Here is a 14441-nt window from a genome sequence, read left to right as displayed (position 1 = left end):
TCAAGAAAACCGTTCTCCTCTTACCCATCGAGGGTGTGGATATCTCATGTTCGAAGCGCTCAATAAATGTCTTGATCGCTTGGAAAGTGTGGCGATGGTCGTTTTCATGTCGATTGCGACCGTCCTCACCACCGTCCAGGTGGTTTATCGCTATGGCTTTAGCGGCTCGCTGTTTTGGGCTGAAGAAGTCGTTATTTATTCCATCATTTGTATGAGCTTTGTGGGTGCCAGTATGGGGGTGCGACATGGCACCCATATTTCGGTGGATGTACTGAATGCGATCGCTACGCCTGCCATCAACCGTTGGCTGCACTTGATCGCCGCGCTGATCGGCATCGTGTTCGCGGGGTTCATGACCTATTACGGCTTTGTTCTCTACTTCAATACGCTTGGTCGTGGCCAGTTGACGGCCGCGCTGCGCCTGCCAATGGCATGGTTCTATCTGCCAATCGCGATTTCCGGTGTGCTGCTGATCCTGCGCTATTCATGGGTCATTAATGAAGTGTGGAATAAGCCTCCGGTAAGCCTCTCCGAAGAGCTTGTGGCTGAGTCGGATAAGCTCGTTTAAATATGGGAGAGTCACCATGATTACTGCGCTATTGCCAATCTTCTTTGCCGTTTTATTGTTGGGGCTGCCGATATTTGCCTCCCTCGCATTAGCGGTTTTCCTCGCGATTGAGTTTTTTGGTACCACGAACCCGGTCATCGTGCCAATGCGCATGTTCACTGGCATGAACAACTTCTCGCTGATGGCGATTCCGTTTTTTATTCTGGCGGCGGAGTTGATGCGGATAGGAGGGCTTTCAGATCGCCTGATCAATCTGGCCAAAGCGCTGGTGGGGTGGGTGCCCGGTGGGTTGGCGGCCGCCACGGTGCTGTCATGCCTCTTCTTTGGAGCCATTTCGGGTTCGAGCCCCGCCACGGTGGTAGCCATCGGCTCGATCATGTTCCCCGCACTGGTCGCTGCTGGCTACGATAAACGCTTTGCGATTGGCTTGATTGCCACTGCTGGCACGCTAGGGCCCATCGTGCCGCCGAGTATTGCGCTGATCATTTATGGTTCTGTCACGGGAACCTCCGTAGGACGCCTGTTTGCGGCTGGCCTGTTACCTGCCATTGTCATTGCTTCCATCTTGATTGCCTACTGCATCGTTTACAGCAGCTTCAAGGGCTATGAGCGTTCCCCCTTTCCTACATTGAAAGAAATAGCGCTGGCTTTTAAATCGGCGGCTTGGGGCCTTGGTTTGCCGATCATTCTGCTGGGCGGTATTTACAGTGGCATCTTTACGCCCACGGAATCGGCTGCCGTCGCCTGCGTATACGGCCTGCTGGTGGGTATGGTGGTGTATCGCACCATCAATCTCAAAGAGCTGTTAGGGACGTTGAGAAGTTCAGGATTGATTTCTGCCACGCTGTTGCTGATCACGGCAGGTGCTTCGGCCTTCTCTTGGCTGCTGGCCATTACCGGTACGCCCAGCCAATTGGCAGGACAGGTATTGTCGTGGACAGATGATCCTTTCCAGGTCATGGCGCTGTTCAACGTCGTGATGATCATCGCCGGCTTTTTCCTCGATAGCGCCTCGGCCATCATCGTGCTTTCGCCGTTGCTGCAGCCCATCGCCGCCCAGGTGGGGGTTGACCCTGTTCACTTCGGCATCATCACGCTGATCAACTTTTCGGTAGGCATGATTACCCCGCCCGTCGGGCTGAACCTGTTCGTCGCGATGGCAATATCCAAAATGTCGCTTCAAGAGGTGTTCAGGGCCTGCTTGCCACTGATCGGCCTGATGCTGATCGCGCTGATCATCATCACCTACGTGCCGTGGCTAAGTACGTGGCTACCCTCACTCATCTATTAAGTAACCGCTGAATGCGTTCATCGACAAGGACAACGAATCATGAGCAAAACGATTGAGCAAGCCGTTGCAGAGCAGGGCCTGACGTTACCGGCGATTCCAACGCCACGTGGTCTCTTCTTGCCCTGGTCTCGGCTGAATAATCAGGTGTTTCTGGCAGGCCAGATTTGTGAGCGCGATGGCGAGGTGCTCTATCCTGGCAAGGTGGGGGGCGAGTTCGACCTCGAAACCGGCAAGCTGGCCGCTCAGGCGTGTGCTTTAAACCTCCTGGCGGAATTGAGCGATGCCGTTGATGGCGATTTTTCCCGCGTGGTGCGCTGCGTGCGCATGAATGGCTTCGTCAACGTGGCGCCGGGTTTCCACGACGTGCCGCTGGTCATCAATGGCGCATCAGAGCTGTTTGTCGCGCTGTTCGGCGAGGCAGGCCGCCATGCCCGCACCGCCATCGGGGTGGCGACGCTGCCCGGCAATGCTGCGGTGGAAGTCGAAGCGATCTTTGAAGTGCGCTAAGTACCCCCTCGGAGGAGAACGCATGCAGGATTCAGTGATTTTTTTACCGTTACGTGAGCAGCGCGCGCGCCTGCGGGCTGGCACTCTCACCGCCACCGAGCTGGCCGAGGCTGCGATAGCGGCTTACCACCAGCGCGGCCAGCACGACCATGCCTATCTTACCTGGAACGGAGAGCAGGCGCTGGCGATGGCAAAGGCGGCCGATGCCGTGCTGGCACAGGGGGGCGATGCGGGAGCGCTCATGGGGATGGCGGTATCGATCAAGGATATCTACGCCGTGAAAGGGCTGCCGACGTATGCAGGCTCGGCCCAGCAACTTCCCAAGCGCTGGGAGCATTCAGGCCCGGTGGTGAGTGCGTTGCTGAAGCAGCTGCCTTCCGTCATGGGTAAAACCCATACCGTCGAGTTTGCTTTTGGCGGGCTGGGCACCAACGCCCATTGGGGAGCCCCGCGCAACCCCTGGGACGCGATGGCTCACCGCACGCCCGGCGGCTCCAGTTCCGGGTCGGGGGTGTCGCTGGTGGGAGGCACCGCCAGCCTGGCGTTCGGTACGGATACCGCAGGCTCTGTACGTATCCCTGCTGCCATGACCGGCGTCGTTGGGCTGAAGACCACTGCCGGGCGCTGGTCCACGGAGCAGATCGTACCGCTCTCCAGCACGCTGGATACCCCAGGGCTGCTGGCGCGCCGAGTGGATGATATCGCTTTTGCGTTCGATGCCCTCGACCCGCTCCTGAGCGGCAGCGATAGCGGTGTTCCAGCGACCCCCTGTCTGGCGGGCCTGACCTTTGGCGTGCCGGAAACGTTTTTCTGGGACGACTGCAGCCCCGGTATTGCGGAAACGGTGCGCGCTGCAATCAAGCGATTGGAAGCTGCCGGTGCTCGGATCGTGACGCTGGAGCTGCCCGGTATCGATGAGGCGTATGAATTGTTCAAGCTGGGCGGGGTGGCAGCTGCGGAGCTGGCAGCGTTCCTGAAGAGTGAGTTGCCCGAGATGATCGACTCCCTCGACCCCAATGTCGCGGCTCGGGTGGCGGCAGCCGATACGATGCCTGCCTGGGAGTATGTGCGTCGTCGCACGATCCTGGATTCGCTCTATCAATCTGCCGCTGCGCGTATGGCGGATGTGGATGCGGTGCTGACCCCCACCGTGGCGATTACCCCGCCTACCCTGGAGAGTCTTCAGCCCGAAGGCGCATACCCCAAGGCCAATATGCACGCCTTGCGCAATACGGTCATTGCCAACTTTCTGGGGCTCTGTGCCTTGACGCTGCCGGTAGGAAAAGACGCCGAAGGCATGCCGGTGGGCCTGCAAGTGCTGGCCGGGCCATGGCAGGACGCGAAACTGCTGGCCATCGGGCAGGCCATTGAAAACGAGCTGGGCACAGGTCTGGACATTCTTGGCCAGCCGCCCGCAGTGTGACGGCCGGGGCTAAGTGCTCCCGCCCACCTGCAGCGTGAACCCTACATCGTGTTGGCGGCGGTAGACGTTTTTACCGCTTAGCCTGCGGATCAGCTCTTTGGCGGCCAGCCGCCCCATCTCTTCTCTGGGCGACAGAATGGTGGTGAGCGGTGGGGTAACGTGTTGGCCAAGGGGCAGGCCGTTGAAGCCAGCAATGGCGATGTCGCCCGGCACATCGAGCCCCTGGCGCTGCGCAGCCAGCAGCGCACCGGCGGCCAGGTCGTCGTTGGCGAAATGGATGGCCTGGGTGCGCGGGTAATGCGCCAGTACCTGGGCCAGGCTGTCTGCGCCCGCTTGCAGGCTGCCCAGCGTGTCCAGCTCCACCAGCGAGGCGTCCAGGCCGTGGGCCGTCAACACCGCCTTGTGCCCTTCGTAGCGCATGCCCGCTCGGTAATCCTGAGACAAGCGTGCGCCGACATAGACAATATGGCGATAGCCTCTGTCGATCAGGTGGGTAGCCATGCAGCGCCCCGCCGCCACGTGGTCCAGCCCGACGTTCAAGTCCATGCCCTTGCCCAGCTCCATCACCTCCATGATGGGATGATCCCAGTTGTTCAGCAGGGTCTGGCAGGCGTGGTTATGGCGCAGCCCTGCGGTGATCAGGGCCGAGCATGACCAGCCCAGAAAAGTGCGCACTAACTGATATTCGCGGTCCAGGTCGTAGTCGGTGTTGCCCAGCAGTATCTGATACCCCTCGGCCTCCAGAGTCTCTTGCAGTCCCTTGATCACTTCCACGAACACGGTGTTGATCAGGGAAGGCACGATGACGGCGATCAGCCTGGAGCGTGAGGAAGCGAGACTGCCCGCCACCAGGTTGGGTACATAGCCCAACTGCTCCACGGCATCGAGCACGCGCTCTCGGGTCTGGTCGCTGACTTTCTCGGGCGTGTTCAGCGCCCGTGACGCGGTGATCGGCGAAACACTGGCCAATTCAGCCACCTGGCTGAGGGTGATCTGGTCCGTGCGGCGGCGTGCTCTCGCTGGGCTGGAAGCATCTTTAGACATTGGTCGCACGTCCCTATTGTTCAGCTTGTGATGAGAGAAAGAATAATCTAAAACGAATGTTAGCGCTATCATGACAGCGCTAACATATGCCGCCGTGAGCATGCCCTTGCGACCACGTCGCGCGGTATTCAGAACGATGCTGCAGTCAAAACAATATTTAAAATATCAGCAGTGAGGTAGCCGCCGGTGAGTCACGATACACAGCAATCCCCGTCAGTCGGTGTGATCGGGTTAGGTGCCATGGGAATGGGCACCGCTACGGCGCTGCTGGAGCGCGGCTTCAAGGTCATCGGGTGCGATATTTCAGCGGCTGCCCGCGAAGCCTTCATCACGGCCGGTGGCCACAGCGTGGCCACGCCGCAAGCACTGTCGGGGTGCGAGGTGGTGCTGGTCATCGTGGTCAATGGCCAGCAGGTGGAAGACGTACTGTTTGGCGAGCAGGGCGTGGTGCCCCACCTTGCGCCCGGGAGTGTGATCGTGCAGTGCGCCACGGTAGCGCCCAGCCAGGCCAGGCAACTGGGTGAGCGCTTGGCCGCAGCGGGCATGGCGATGCTGGATGCCCCTATCAGTGGCGGTGCCGCCAAGGCCAGAAGCGGTGATTTATCAGTGATGGCCTCCGGCCAGCCGGATGTGTTCAAGAAGGCCCAGCTGATACTGGATGCCATGGCCGCCAAAGTGTATCGCCTGGGCGACGCGCCAGGGGTGGGGTCCAGCATGAAGCTGGTCAATCAGCTGCTGGCCGGGGTGCATATTGCCACTGCCGCCGAAGCCATGGCGCTGGGCATCCGCATGGGCCTCGACCCCGAGGTGATCTATGAGGTGATCACCCACTCGGCGGGCAACTCCTGGATGTTCGAGAACCGCGTACCGCACATCTTGAGCGGCGACTACACGCCGCTATCTGCCGTCGATATCTTCGTCAAGGACCTCAATATCGTCCACCAGACGGGCCGTGAGCTGTCACTGGCCACGCCGGTGGCCGCCAGTGCATTGCAGCAATTTACCGCGGCCAGCGGCGCAGGCTTCGGGCGCGAAGATGACTCGGCGGTGATCAAGGTCTATCAACGCCTGTCAGGCATCGCCTTGCCAGACGCGGCCAACGACGCTGAAGGTGGCGCGCCATGAGCCGGGGGATCGTACTGGGCGCTATCGCCGACGACTTCACCGGCGCCACCGATCTGGCCAATAACCTGGTGCGCGGCGGCATGCGCTGCCTGCAGGTGATCGGCGTGCCGCAAGAAACGGTAGACCTTCGCGACATCGATGCCGTGGTGGTGGCGCTCAAGTCGCGCTCCTGCCCGGTGGAAGAGGCCGTGGCCGACTCCCTGGCCGCCCTCGATTGGCTGCGCGCCCAGGGCGCCCGACAGCTGTTCTTCAAGTACTGCTCTACTTTCGACTCCACCGACGAGGGCAACATCGGCCCCGTGGCCGATGCCCTGCTGGAGGCCTTGGGCGCCGCTCACACCGTGATGGTGCCTGCCTTTCCGGTCAATGGCCGCACGGTGTACCAGGGGCACCTGTTCGTCGGCGACCGTTTGCTCAACGACAGCGGCATGCAGCACCACCCGCTCACCCCCATGCAGGATGCCGATCTGGTCCGCGTGCTCTCCCGCCAAACGCCACACCCAGTGGGCTTGGCCAACCGTACCGTACTCGCCAAAGGGGCAGAGGCAACCCGCTCTCATTTGTCGGCGCTCGCCGAGCAAGGCGTACGCCATGTGATCTGCGACACCCTGGATGAGCAGGATTTGGACGTGCTGGCCGAAGCCACCGTCTCAATGGCGCTGGTCACTGGCGGTTCAGGCCTTGGGCAAGCGCTGCCCGCTCAGTACCGCGCATTGGGTTGGCTGGAAGACATTGCAGAGCCGGGGCGTTTAGCGCCTGCGGCGGGCGGGGCGCTGGTACTGTCGGGTAGCTGTTCACGGGCCACGCTGGCGCAAGTGGCGGATTTCGTTGCCAAGCACCCGGACGGCGGTTTCGCGCTTGACCCGCTGGCGCTGGCAGAGGGCGAGCAGCAACGCCAGCAGGCGCTTGCGTTTGCGCGGCAGCGACTATCCGACAACGCGCCGGTCTTGATTTACGCCTCCGCCGATCCAGAAAAAGTGAAAAACGCGCAAGCCTCGCTCGGCGTGGAGCGAGCAGGGCAACTTGTTGAAGAGGCATTAGGCCAGTTGGCGGTAACGCTGGTGCAGGAAGGCGTGGGCCGGTTATTGGTAGCGGGCGGCGAAACCTCTGGTGCAGTGGTCTCCGCGTTAGGCGTGACGACCCTGCGCATCGGCGAGCAGATCGACCCCGGCGTGCCCTGGACCCAGACCCCGTGGCCAGGCCGCGAGGCGCCGCTGTCGCTGGCGCTGAAGTCCGGCAACTTTGGTGGCGTGGACTTCTTCACCCGGGCCTTCGAGGTGCTGGCATGAGCACGCCCCTTCGCCACCGGCAGCAGAACGCCCTGCGCGAGCAGATCAGCACGCTCGGTAAATCCTTGTTCGACCGCGGCCTGACCATGGGCTCCAGCGGCAACATCAGCGTGCGGCTGGGCGATGGCGGCTGGCTGATGACCCCCACCAACGCCTGTCTGGGGCGGCTGGACCCGGCCCGTATCTCGCACCTGGACCCGCAGGGCCAATTGCTCAGCGGTGATGCGCCCACCAAGGAGCAGTTCCTGCACATGGCCATGTACGACGAGCGCCCGCAGTCTGGCGCCATCGTGCACCTGCACTCCACCCACTCGGTGGCGGTGTCGTGCCTGCCGGGGGTAGACCCCTGCGACTGTCTTCCACCGCTCACCGCCTACTACGTGATGCGGGTGGGCAAGCTGCCGCTGGTGCCTTATCACATCCCGGGCGACCCCCAGTTGGGCGAAGCGGTGCGGGGCCTGGCGGGCAAGCATAGCGCGGTGCTGCTGGCCAACCACGGCCCGGTGGTGGCGGGCAAGACCCTCGAAGCGGCGGTGTATGCCACCGAAGAGCTGGAAGAGACCGCCAAGCTGTACCTGCTGCTGCGAGGCGAGAACCCGCGCGGTCTGACGCCGGAGCAGGTCGCCGAGCTGGAAGCGCGTTTTCCCAGGGATTAATGACGCACGTGGACCCCTTTCACCAGGTACTGGATAACAACAAGAGCACGCCATGATTCGATTAGCCGCCAACCTCAGCATGCTGTTCAACGAACACGCCTTTCTCGACCGCTTTGCTGCTGCCGCCGAGTCGGGTTTCAAAGGGGTCGAGTATCTATTCCCCTATGCGTTTGCCGCGCGTGATGTGCAGCACGCGCTCAAGGATGCCCAGTTGGAGCAGGTGCTGTTCAATATGCCGCCAGGCGATTGGGACGCCGGTGAGCGCGGCCTGGCCAGCCTGCCGGGCCGGGAAGCCGAGTTTCGCGATTCGGTCACGGCGGCGCTGAGCTACGCCGAGGCGCTCGGCTGCCCGCGGGTTCATGCCATGGCGGGGCTGTTACCGGACAATGCCGATGCCGCGACCCAGGCAGAGCACCACGCCACGTATATCCGCAATCTGCGTTTTGCGGCGAACGAGGCGGCCAAAGTGGGCCGCGACATTCTCATCGAGCCGATCAATACGCGTGACATGCCGGGCTTTTTTCTCTCTCGCCAGGCCCAGGCCATGGCGGTACTGGAAGAGGTCGGTGCCCCGAATCTCAAGCTGCAGTTCGACCTTTACCACTGCCAAATCATGGAAGGCGACCTGATTCGCCATCTCGAACGCCAGTTCAGCGCCATTGGCCATGTCCAGATTGCCGGGGTGCCTGATCGTCACGAGCCCAATGTGGGCGAGGTGCACTACCCCGCCATTTTCGAACGCTTGAGCGCGCTGGGGTATCGCGGCTGGGTTGGCTGTGAATACCGCCCACAAGCCGCCACCCGAGCGGGGCTGTGGTGGGGAGCACCCTGGGGGTTGACCCCACGCTGAGCACCACGCTAAGCCCCCCGGCCACCAACAATAACAACGCCATATCAGGAATCACATCATGCATATTGCCATCACCGGCGCAGCGGGTTTTCTAGGTCAGCGTCTTGCCCATCAACTGATCCAGCGGGGCGAGCTTCGCCAGCAGCCGATCACCCAGCTCACGCTGATCGATCAAGTGGAAGCCCCCGCGCCCGACGCAGGTAGCATCACCGTGTCCTCGCGCGCCGTGGACATTACCCAGCCCCAGGCCCTCGACGACGTGCTGGATCAGCGCCCTGACGTGATCTACCACCTGGCGGCCGTGGTGAGCTCCGCCGCCGAAGCTGATCTGGAGCTAGGCATGCGGGTCAACTTCGATGCCACCCGTGCCTTGCTGGAAGGCTGCCGCCTGCGCGGCCTGCACGCAACGCGCTTGATCATGGCCAGCTCCGTGGCGGCCTACGGCGGGGCGCTGCCGGACGTGCTAGATGACATGACGGCCTTGCACCCGCAGAACTCCTATGGTGCCCAAAAGGCCATGTGCGAGCTGCTCATCAATGATTACAGCCGTCGTGGCGAGATCGATGGTCTGGTGCTGCGCCTGCCCACCATCGTGATCCGCCCTGGCCGCCCCAATGCGGCAGCCTCCAGCTTTGCCTCCAGCATCTTGCGGGAGCCGCTCAATGGCGAAACGGCCATTTGCCCGGTGCCCACCACCCTTGAGATGTTCGTGATGTCGCCGGGCAAGGTGGTCGACGCGCTGGTGCATGGCGCCCAGGTGCCCATCACAGCGCTGGCACCGTTCCGTGCCTTCATGCTGCCCGGCATCACGGTGAGCGTGGCCGAGATGCTCGATGCCCTGCGCAGCGCCGCAGGCGAAGACGCGCTCTCGCTCGTTCAGCATGCGCCCGACCCGCGCATCGAAGCGATTGTGGCCAGTTGGCCCGCACGCTTCGAAACCGCCAAGGCGCGCCAGCTCGGCTTTGTCGGTGACGACGACTTCACCCAGATCATCGAACGCTTCATGGCCGAGCAGCACCATGAACGCGCCTGATGTGGCTGCTTTTCCATCTGCCTGGCAAGGCAGGTAACCCATAGGAAGGCCCTGCGCCTTCTTGAAACACCCACCCTCACAACAACACCAAGAGGGATACATCATGACCAAGCGCTTCACCCGACATGCTCTCGTGACCGCCATGAGTGCCGTGGCCACCGCCAGCATTGCCCTGCACGCCCAGGCCGCCACCGATATCAGCCTGGGGCATACGCTCTCTTCTACCTCCCACTACTCGGTGGGCGCCAAGGCGTTCAAGGAGACACTCGAACGTTTATCCGACGGTGCCTTTACCGTCACCGAACACGCCTCCGGCTCCCTCGGCGGTGAGCGTGAAATGATCGAAGGCCTGCAGATCGGCACCGTGGATGTGGTGATCACCTCCAGCGGCCCACTGGGTAACTTCGTACCCGAAACCTACGTGCTGGACCTGCCGTTCCTGTTCGAAAACTACGACCAGGCCCGCTGCGTGCTGGATAGCGAGATCGGTGACGAGCTGCTCGAGAAGATGAGCGACCATGACCTGGTGGGCATGGCCTGGTCGGAGAACGGTTTCCGCCATCTCACCAATAGCCAGCGTGAAGTCGCCAGCCCCGAGGATGCCAACGGCTTGCGGGTACGCACCATGGAAAACGCGGTGCACCAGGAAGCCTTCCGGCAGTTGGGCGCACGGCCCACTCCCATGGCCTTCCCTGAACTCTTCACGGCGCTGCAGCAGGGTACCGTCGACGGCCAGGAAAACCCGATCACCGTCATCGTGGCCACCAATTTCTGGGAAGTGCAGGACTACCTCTCCCTGACCGGACACGTCTACTCCCCGGCCATCGTGCTGGGATCGCCGATCCTGCTGGATGGCTTGAGCGATGAAGAGCGTGACTGGTTCATGCAGGCGGCAGCGGCATCGGTGGACGCCACCCGTGAAGAGGTCTCGCGCCTGGAGCGTGAAGGGGTAGCGCTGCTGGAAGCCAATGGCATGCAGGTGAAAACCGATATCGACCCGGCACCTTTCCAGGCAGCCGTAGAGCCCGCCTACGAGATCTTCACGTCGCAGTACGGTAGCGAGATGCTCGATCGAATCCGTGAGAAAGCGGGCAGTTGCTGAGCAGTTTATCGACGCGCTTTCTCCTGGAAAATTCTCCTAGAGCTTTCTCAACGTCGGCCTCTGGCAGTGCCAGAGGCCATTCAAGCAGGGTGATCCTTTATGCTATCGGTCTTGCTCCGTATCGAGCATCAGTTAACCCGGCTGGCCCTGATGGTGGCGGTGCTGATGCTGGTGGTCTCGGTCACGCTGAGCTTCTATCAGGTGTTGACCCGGTTCGTGTTCAATGCGCCTTCCACCTGGACGGAAGTGGCATCCCGCGCCTCCATGATCTGGTGCGTGTTCATGGCCGCAGCGGCCACCTTCAGAGGTGGTTACATGATGGCGGTAGAAGTGATCTATAAATGGCTGCCGCGCCGAGGGCTGCTGTTGCTCGAAGTGGCCATCGTCGCCTGCTGTCTGCTGGTGCTGGGGGTGATGTGCTATTACGGCATCCTCATGACCCTGCGGGTCAGCAACCAGGTGATGTCGGGCATGAACATCTCCATGTCCTGGGCCTACGCTGCGATCCCGACCGGCGCGACCTTTGCCATGATCTCGGTGATGGCCAGGCTGGCCGCGCAGCTCAGTGGGCGTGAGCCCGTAGGGCCGGAAAACAGTGAGGTGCTGCCGGAAGTTGCCATGCTGCAACCCGCCGAACAGCCGAACGCTGAACAGACCAACGCTGAACAGACCAACGCTGAACAGACCAACAAAGGGACGCCCCTATGAACATGGTGATTGGCCTGTCGCTGATTATTCTCTTCACCTTCGGCGTGCCCATTGCGATCTCCATCGTGCTGGCCTCGATCATCGGCATCGAGTTCTTCACCCGGCTGCCGCTGTTGCTGGTGCCGCAGCAGATGTTCATCGGGATCGACAAATTCCCGCTGATGGCCATTCCGTTTTTTATCCTGGCGGGTAACTTGATGGCCGCCGGGGGCATTTCCCAGCGGCTGGTGGACCTGGCCAAATCCATCGTCGGGCGGGTGCAGGGCGGGCTGGCCATGTCCTGCGTACTGACCTGCATGATGTTTGCGGCGGTGTCGGGCTCCAGCGTGGCCACCACCTTTGCCATTGGGGCCATTCTGATTCCGGCGATGGTCAAACATGGCTATCCCAAACCGCTGGCCGCTTCCATTCAAGCGTCATCGGCGGAGCTGGGAGTACTGATTCCTCCCTCCATTCCGCTGATTCTGTACGGCGTGAGTACCGATACCTCTATCGGGCAGCTGTTCCTGGCGGGGATTGGGCCAGGCATCCTGATCGGCGTGGCGTTGATCATCTTCCTCTACCTGTTCTGTAAGGTGCGTGGCTACGGCAAGGACGATTACAAGGACAGCACGGGTTTCATGACGTCATTGAAGCGTGCCTGGGTGGCGCTGCTGATGCCGGTGGTCGTGATTGGTGGTATCTACGGCGGGGTGTTTACACCCACGGAAGCCTCGGCGGTGGCGGTGTTTTTCGCCCTTATCGTGGGTGCGTTCTACTACCGTGAATTAAAGTTGGCTGACCTGGGGCCTATCCTGCGCCAAAGCGTGATCTCCACGGCGGCCGTCATGTTGATTATTGCCGCTGCCGCGCTCTTCAGCTTTTTACTGAGCCGTACCGGGTTGCCTGCGCAAATTGCCACGCTGGTAACCAACACCATTGAAAGCCCGATGATGTTCTTGCTGGTGGTCAACGCGCTGCTGCTGATCGTCGGCATGTTCATCGAAACCTCGGCGGCCATCCTGGTGCTGGCGCCCATCCTGACCCCCATCGCCATGCAGTTTGGTATCCACCCCGTGCACTTTGGCCTGGTCATGGTGGTCAACCTGGCGCTGGGCATGATCACCCCGCCGTTGGGCGTCAACCTGTTTGCCGCCTGTGCCGTGGCCAGGATCTCCATCGATCAGATGCTGCCGTGGCTGGTGCGTTTCGTGCTGGTGGTGCTGGCATGTCTGATGGCGATTACCTACATGCCATGGATTTCCATGGGACTGGTCAATCTCTTCTATGGTTAAAAGACCTGTGAGGTTAAAAGACCAAAACGTGCGGGGATAGAAAACGTTCGGGATCAAAGAGCCGTCTGTATTAACCGTAATGACCACAATGACAATAAAAGGAGCCCCTGATGTCGCATACCATCGGCCTGCTGTCGCAGCAGGCGCTGATTGGAGGAGAGTGGGTCGATACCGCGCAGACCCTGCAAGTAGATGCCCCGGCCACGGGGGAGCCGTTGACCCGCATCGCCCGGTGCCAGGCCGAAGAGGTAGATGCCGCCGTGCAGGCGGCCCGCAAGGCCTTCGCCGGGGAGCTTGGAGAGTGGGCGCGCTGGTCGGCGCGCCAGCGCGGTGAGTGGCTGCTGCGCTTTGCCGACGTGATCGAATCACAGCATGAGCAGCTGGCGGCGCTGGAGTGTGCGGATACCGGCAAGCCCATGACGCAGGCCAAGGGAGACATTGCCGCCTGTGCCCGCTATTTCCGCTTTTATGGCGGTGCCGCCGACAAGCTGCACGGTGAGACGATCCCCTTCGAGACGGACTTTGCCGTGATGACGCTGCGCGAGCCCTACGGTGTCTGCGCCCAGATCATCCCCTGGAACTACCCCGCCCAGATCTTTGGGCGCTGTGTCGCAGCGGCGCTGGCGGCGGGCAACACGGTGGTGCTCAAACCTGCCGAAGATGCCTGCCTGAGCGTCATGCGCCTGGCGGCGCTCGCGGTGAATCATGGGCTGCCCGAAGGCGCTCTGAACGTGGTGCCGGGGTTGGGCGTGGAAGCGGGTGCTGCGCTGGCTTCGCACCCCTGGATCGACCACCTCTCGTTTACCGGATCGCCTGAAACCGGTACCCGCGTGGCGCAGTTCGCCGCCCAGCACCATGTCCCGATTACCCTGGAACTGGGTGGCAAGTCGCCGCAGCTGGTGTTTGCCGATGCCGACCTGGACGCCGCGCTGCCCGCCGTGGTGCGGGGCATCGTGCAGAATGCCGGACAGACGTGCTCGGCGGGTAGCCGGCTGCTGGTGCAGCGGGAGATCGCCGATACGGTCGTTACGGCCCTTGCCCAGCGTTTTGCCGAGCTGCGCTGCGATGCGGGGGAAGCCGATGCCGACTGCGGCCCGCTGATCAACGAGCGTCAAAAACTCAAGCTGGAAGCCCGCCTGGCCGCCGCCGAAGCCGATGGCATCCAGGTGGCGGGGCAGGGGCAGTTGGCGCCGGGCGCGCCTGCCGGCGGGCACTTTGTGCTGCCACGGGTGCTGACGAATATTCCAGAGGGCCACGACGTACTGCGTGAGGAGCTGTTTGGGCCGGTACTGGTAGTGCAGGTGTTCGATGACGAGGCGCAGGCCCTGGCGCTGGCCAACGCCACCGACTTTGGCCTGTGCGCCGGGGTCTGGACCCGTGACGGGGGGCGCCAGCTGCGCCTGGCCAAGGGCATTCGCAGCGGCCAGGTCTTCATCAACAACTACGGCGCGGCAGGCGGTGTCGAGCTGCCGTTTGGCGGGGTCGGGCGCTCGGGCCACGGGCGTGAAAAAGGCTTCGAAGGGCTGCGCAGCTATACCCGCATCAAGACCGTGGCCATCAAACATTGAGCG

14 protein-coding genes are annotated in these 14441 nt (G+C 62.0%); 13 read left to right on the top strand and 1 reads right to left on the bottom strand.

All coding sequences use genetic code 11. The annotated features are described in order from the left end of the window. Nucleotides 1-46: 46 nt before the first annotated feature. Genes KVY02_RS16445 through KVY02_RS16430 form a run of 4 tightly spaced genes read left to right on the top strand, consistent with a single transcriptional unit; the run spans nucleotide 47 to nucleotide 3789 of the window. On the top strand, nucleotides 47-568 hold the full coding sequence (locus KVY02_RS16445) for a TRAP transporter small permease (protein WP_096921965.1): 522 nt from the start codon (nucleotides 47-49) through the stop codon (nucleotides 566-568). Between the two features lie 16 nt (nucleotides 569-584). After that, nucleotides 585-1859 carry a TRAP transporter large permease gene (locus KVY02_RS16440; protein WP_039175054.1) on the top strand — a complete coding sequence of 425 codons (1275 nt, stop codon included), beginning with the start codon at nucleotides 585-587 and terminating at the stop codon, nucleotides 1857-1859. Between the two features lie 39 nt (nucleotides 1860-1898). After that, the gene (locus tag KVY02_RS16435; RefSeq protein WP_039175056.1) at nucleotides 1899-2366 is read left to right on the top strand and encodes a RidA family protein; all 468 of its coding nucleotides are present in this window, start codon (nucleotides 1899-1901) and stop codon (nucleotides 2364-2366) included. A 22-nt stretch (nucleotides 2367-2388) separates the two neighbouring features. Beyond that, nucleotides 2389-3789, top strand: a complete 1401-nt coding sequence (locus tag KVY02_RS16430; RefSeq protein ID WP_218313950.1) for an amidase — start codon at nucleotides 2389-2391, stop codon at nucleotides 3787-3789. 9 nt (nucleotides 3790-3798) lie between these two features. On the opposite strand, the gene KVY02_RS16425 is transcribed toward KVY02_RS16430, so the two are convergent. Next, nucleotides 3799-4833: a LacI family DNA-binding transcriptional regulator gene (locus tag KVY02_RS16425; RefSeq protein ID WP_039175059.1), complete on the bottom strand. Its 1035-nt coding sequence runs from the start codon at nucleotides 4831-4833 to the stop codon at nucleotides 3799-3801. Between the two features lie 246 nt (nucleotides 4834-5079). Here KVY02_RS16425 and ltnD point away from each other — a divergent pair, with 246 nt between their 5' ends. From ltnD to KVY02_RS16380, 9 genes are all read left to right on the top strand, one after another. After that, a complete protein-coding gene (ltnD, locus tag KVY02_RS16420; protein ID WP_256357615.1) occupies nucleotides 5080-5958 on the top strand; it encodes an L-threonate dehydrogenase in 879 nt (292 codons plus the stop codon). Further along, on the top strand, nucleotides 5955-7247 hold the full coding sequence (gene otnK, locus KVY02_RS16415) for a 3-oxo-tetronate kinase (protein ID WP_218313948.1): 1293 nt from the start codon (nucleotides 5955-5957) through the stop codon (nucleotides 7245-7247). The genes ltnD and otnK overlap by 4 nt, the downstream gene beginning before the upstream one ends. After that, entirely contained in the window at nucleotides 7244-7903 is a 660-nt protein-coding gene (otnC, locus tag KVY02_RS16410) for a 3-oxo-tetronate 4-phosphate decarboxylase (protein ID WP_218313947.1), read from the top strand. Before otnK ends, otnC begins: the two co-directional genes overlap by 4 nt. A gap of 52 nt (nucleotides 7904-7955) precedes the next feature. Further along, nucleotides 7956-8753, top strand: a complete 798-nt coding sequence (gene otnI / locus KVY02_RS16405; RefSeq protein ID WP_016915227.1) for a 2-oxo-tetronate isomerase — start codon at nucleotides 7956-7958, stop codon at nucleotides 8751-8753. A gap of 58 nt (nucleotides 8754-8811) precedes the next feature. After that, complete coding sequence (gene denD, locus KVY02_RS16400) at nucleotides 8812-9786, top strand: D-erythronate dehydrogenase (protein ID WP_218313946.1); 975 nt, start codon at nucleotides 8812-8814, stop codon at nucleotides 9784-9786. A 103-nt stretch (nucleotides 9787-9889) separates the two neighbouring features. Continuing rightward, complete coding sequence (locus KVY02_RS16395; protein WP_205738345.1) at nucleotides 9890-10888, top strand: TRAP transporter substrate-binding protein; 999 nt, start codon at nucleotides 9890-9892, stop codon at nucleotides 10886-10888. Between the two features lie 99 nt (nucleotides 10889-10987). Continuing rightward, on the top strand, nucleotides 10988-11596 hold the full coding sequence (locus tag KVY02_RS16390) for a TRAP transporter small permease (RefSeq protein ID WP_039175068.1): 609 nt from the start codon (nucleotides 10988-10990) through the stop codon (nucleotides 11594-11596). Beyond that, nucleotides 11593-12870, top strand: a complete 1278-nt coding sequence (locus KVY02_RS16385) for a TRAP transporter large permease (protein WP_039175070.1) — start codon at nucleotides 11593-11595, stop codon at nucleotides 12868-12870. Before KVY02_RS16390 ends, KVY02_RS16385 begins: the two co-directional genes overlap by 4 nt. Nucleotides 12871-12980: 110 nt before the next feature. Then, nucleotides 12981-14438, top strand: coding sequence for an aldehyde dehydrogenase family protein (locus KVY02_RS16380; protein WP_096921972.1), 1458 nt, complete (start codon nucleotides 12981-12983; stop codon nucleotides 14436-14438). Nucleotides 14439-14441: the final 3 nt, after the last annotated feature.

The sequence above is a fragment of the Halomonas sp. 18071143 genome, from assembly GCF_019211725.1.
GTDB lineage: Bacteria > Pseudomonadota > Gammaproteobacteria > Pseudomonadales > Halomonadaceae > Vreelandella > Vreelandella stevensii.
This window is presented reverse-complemented; position numbering and strand designations above follow the sequence as displayed.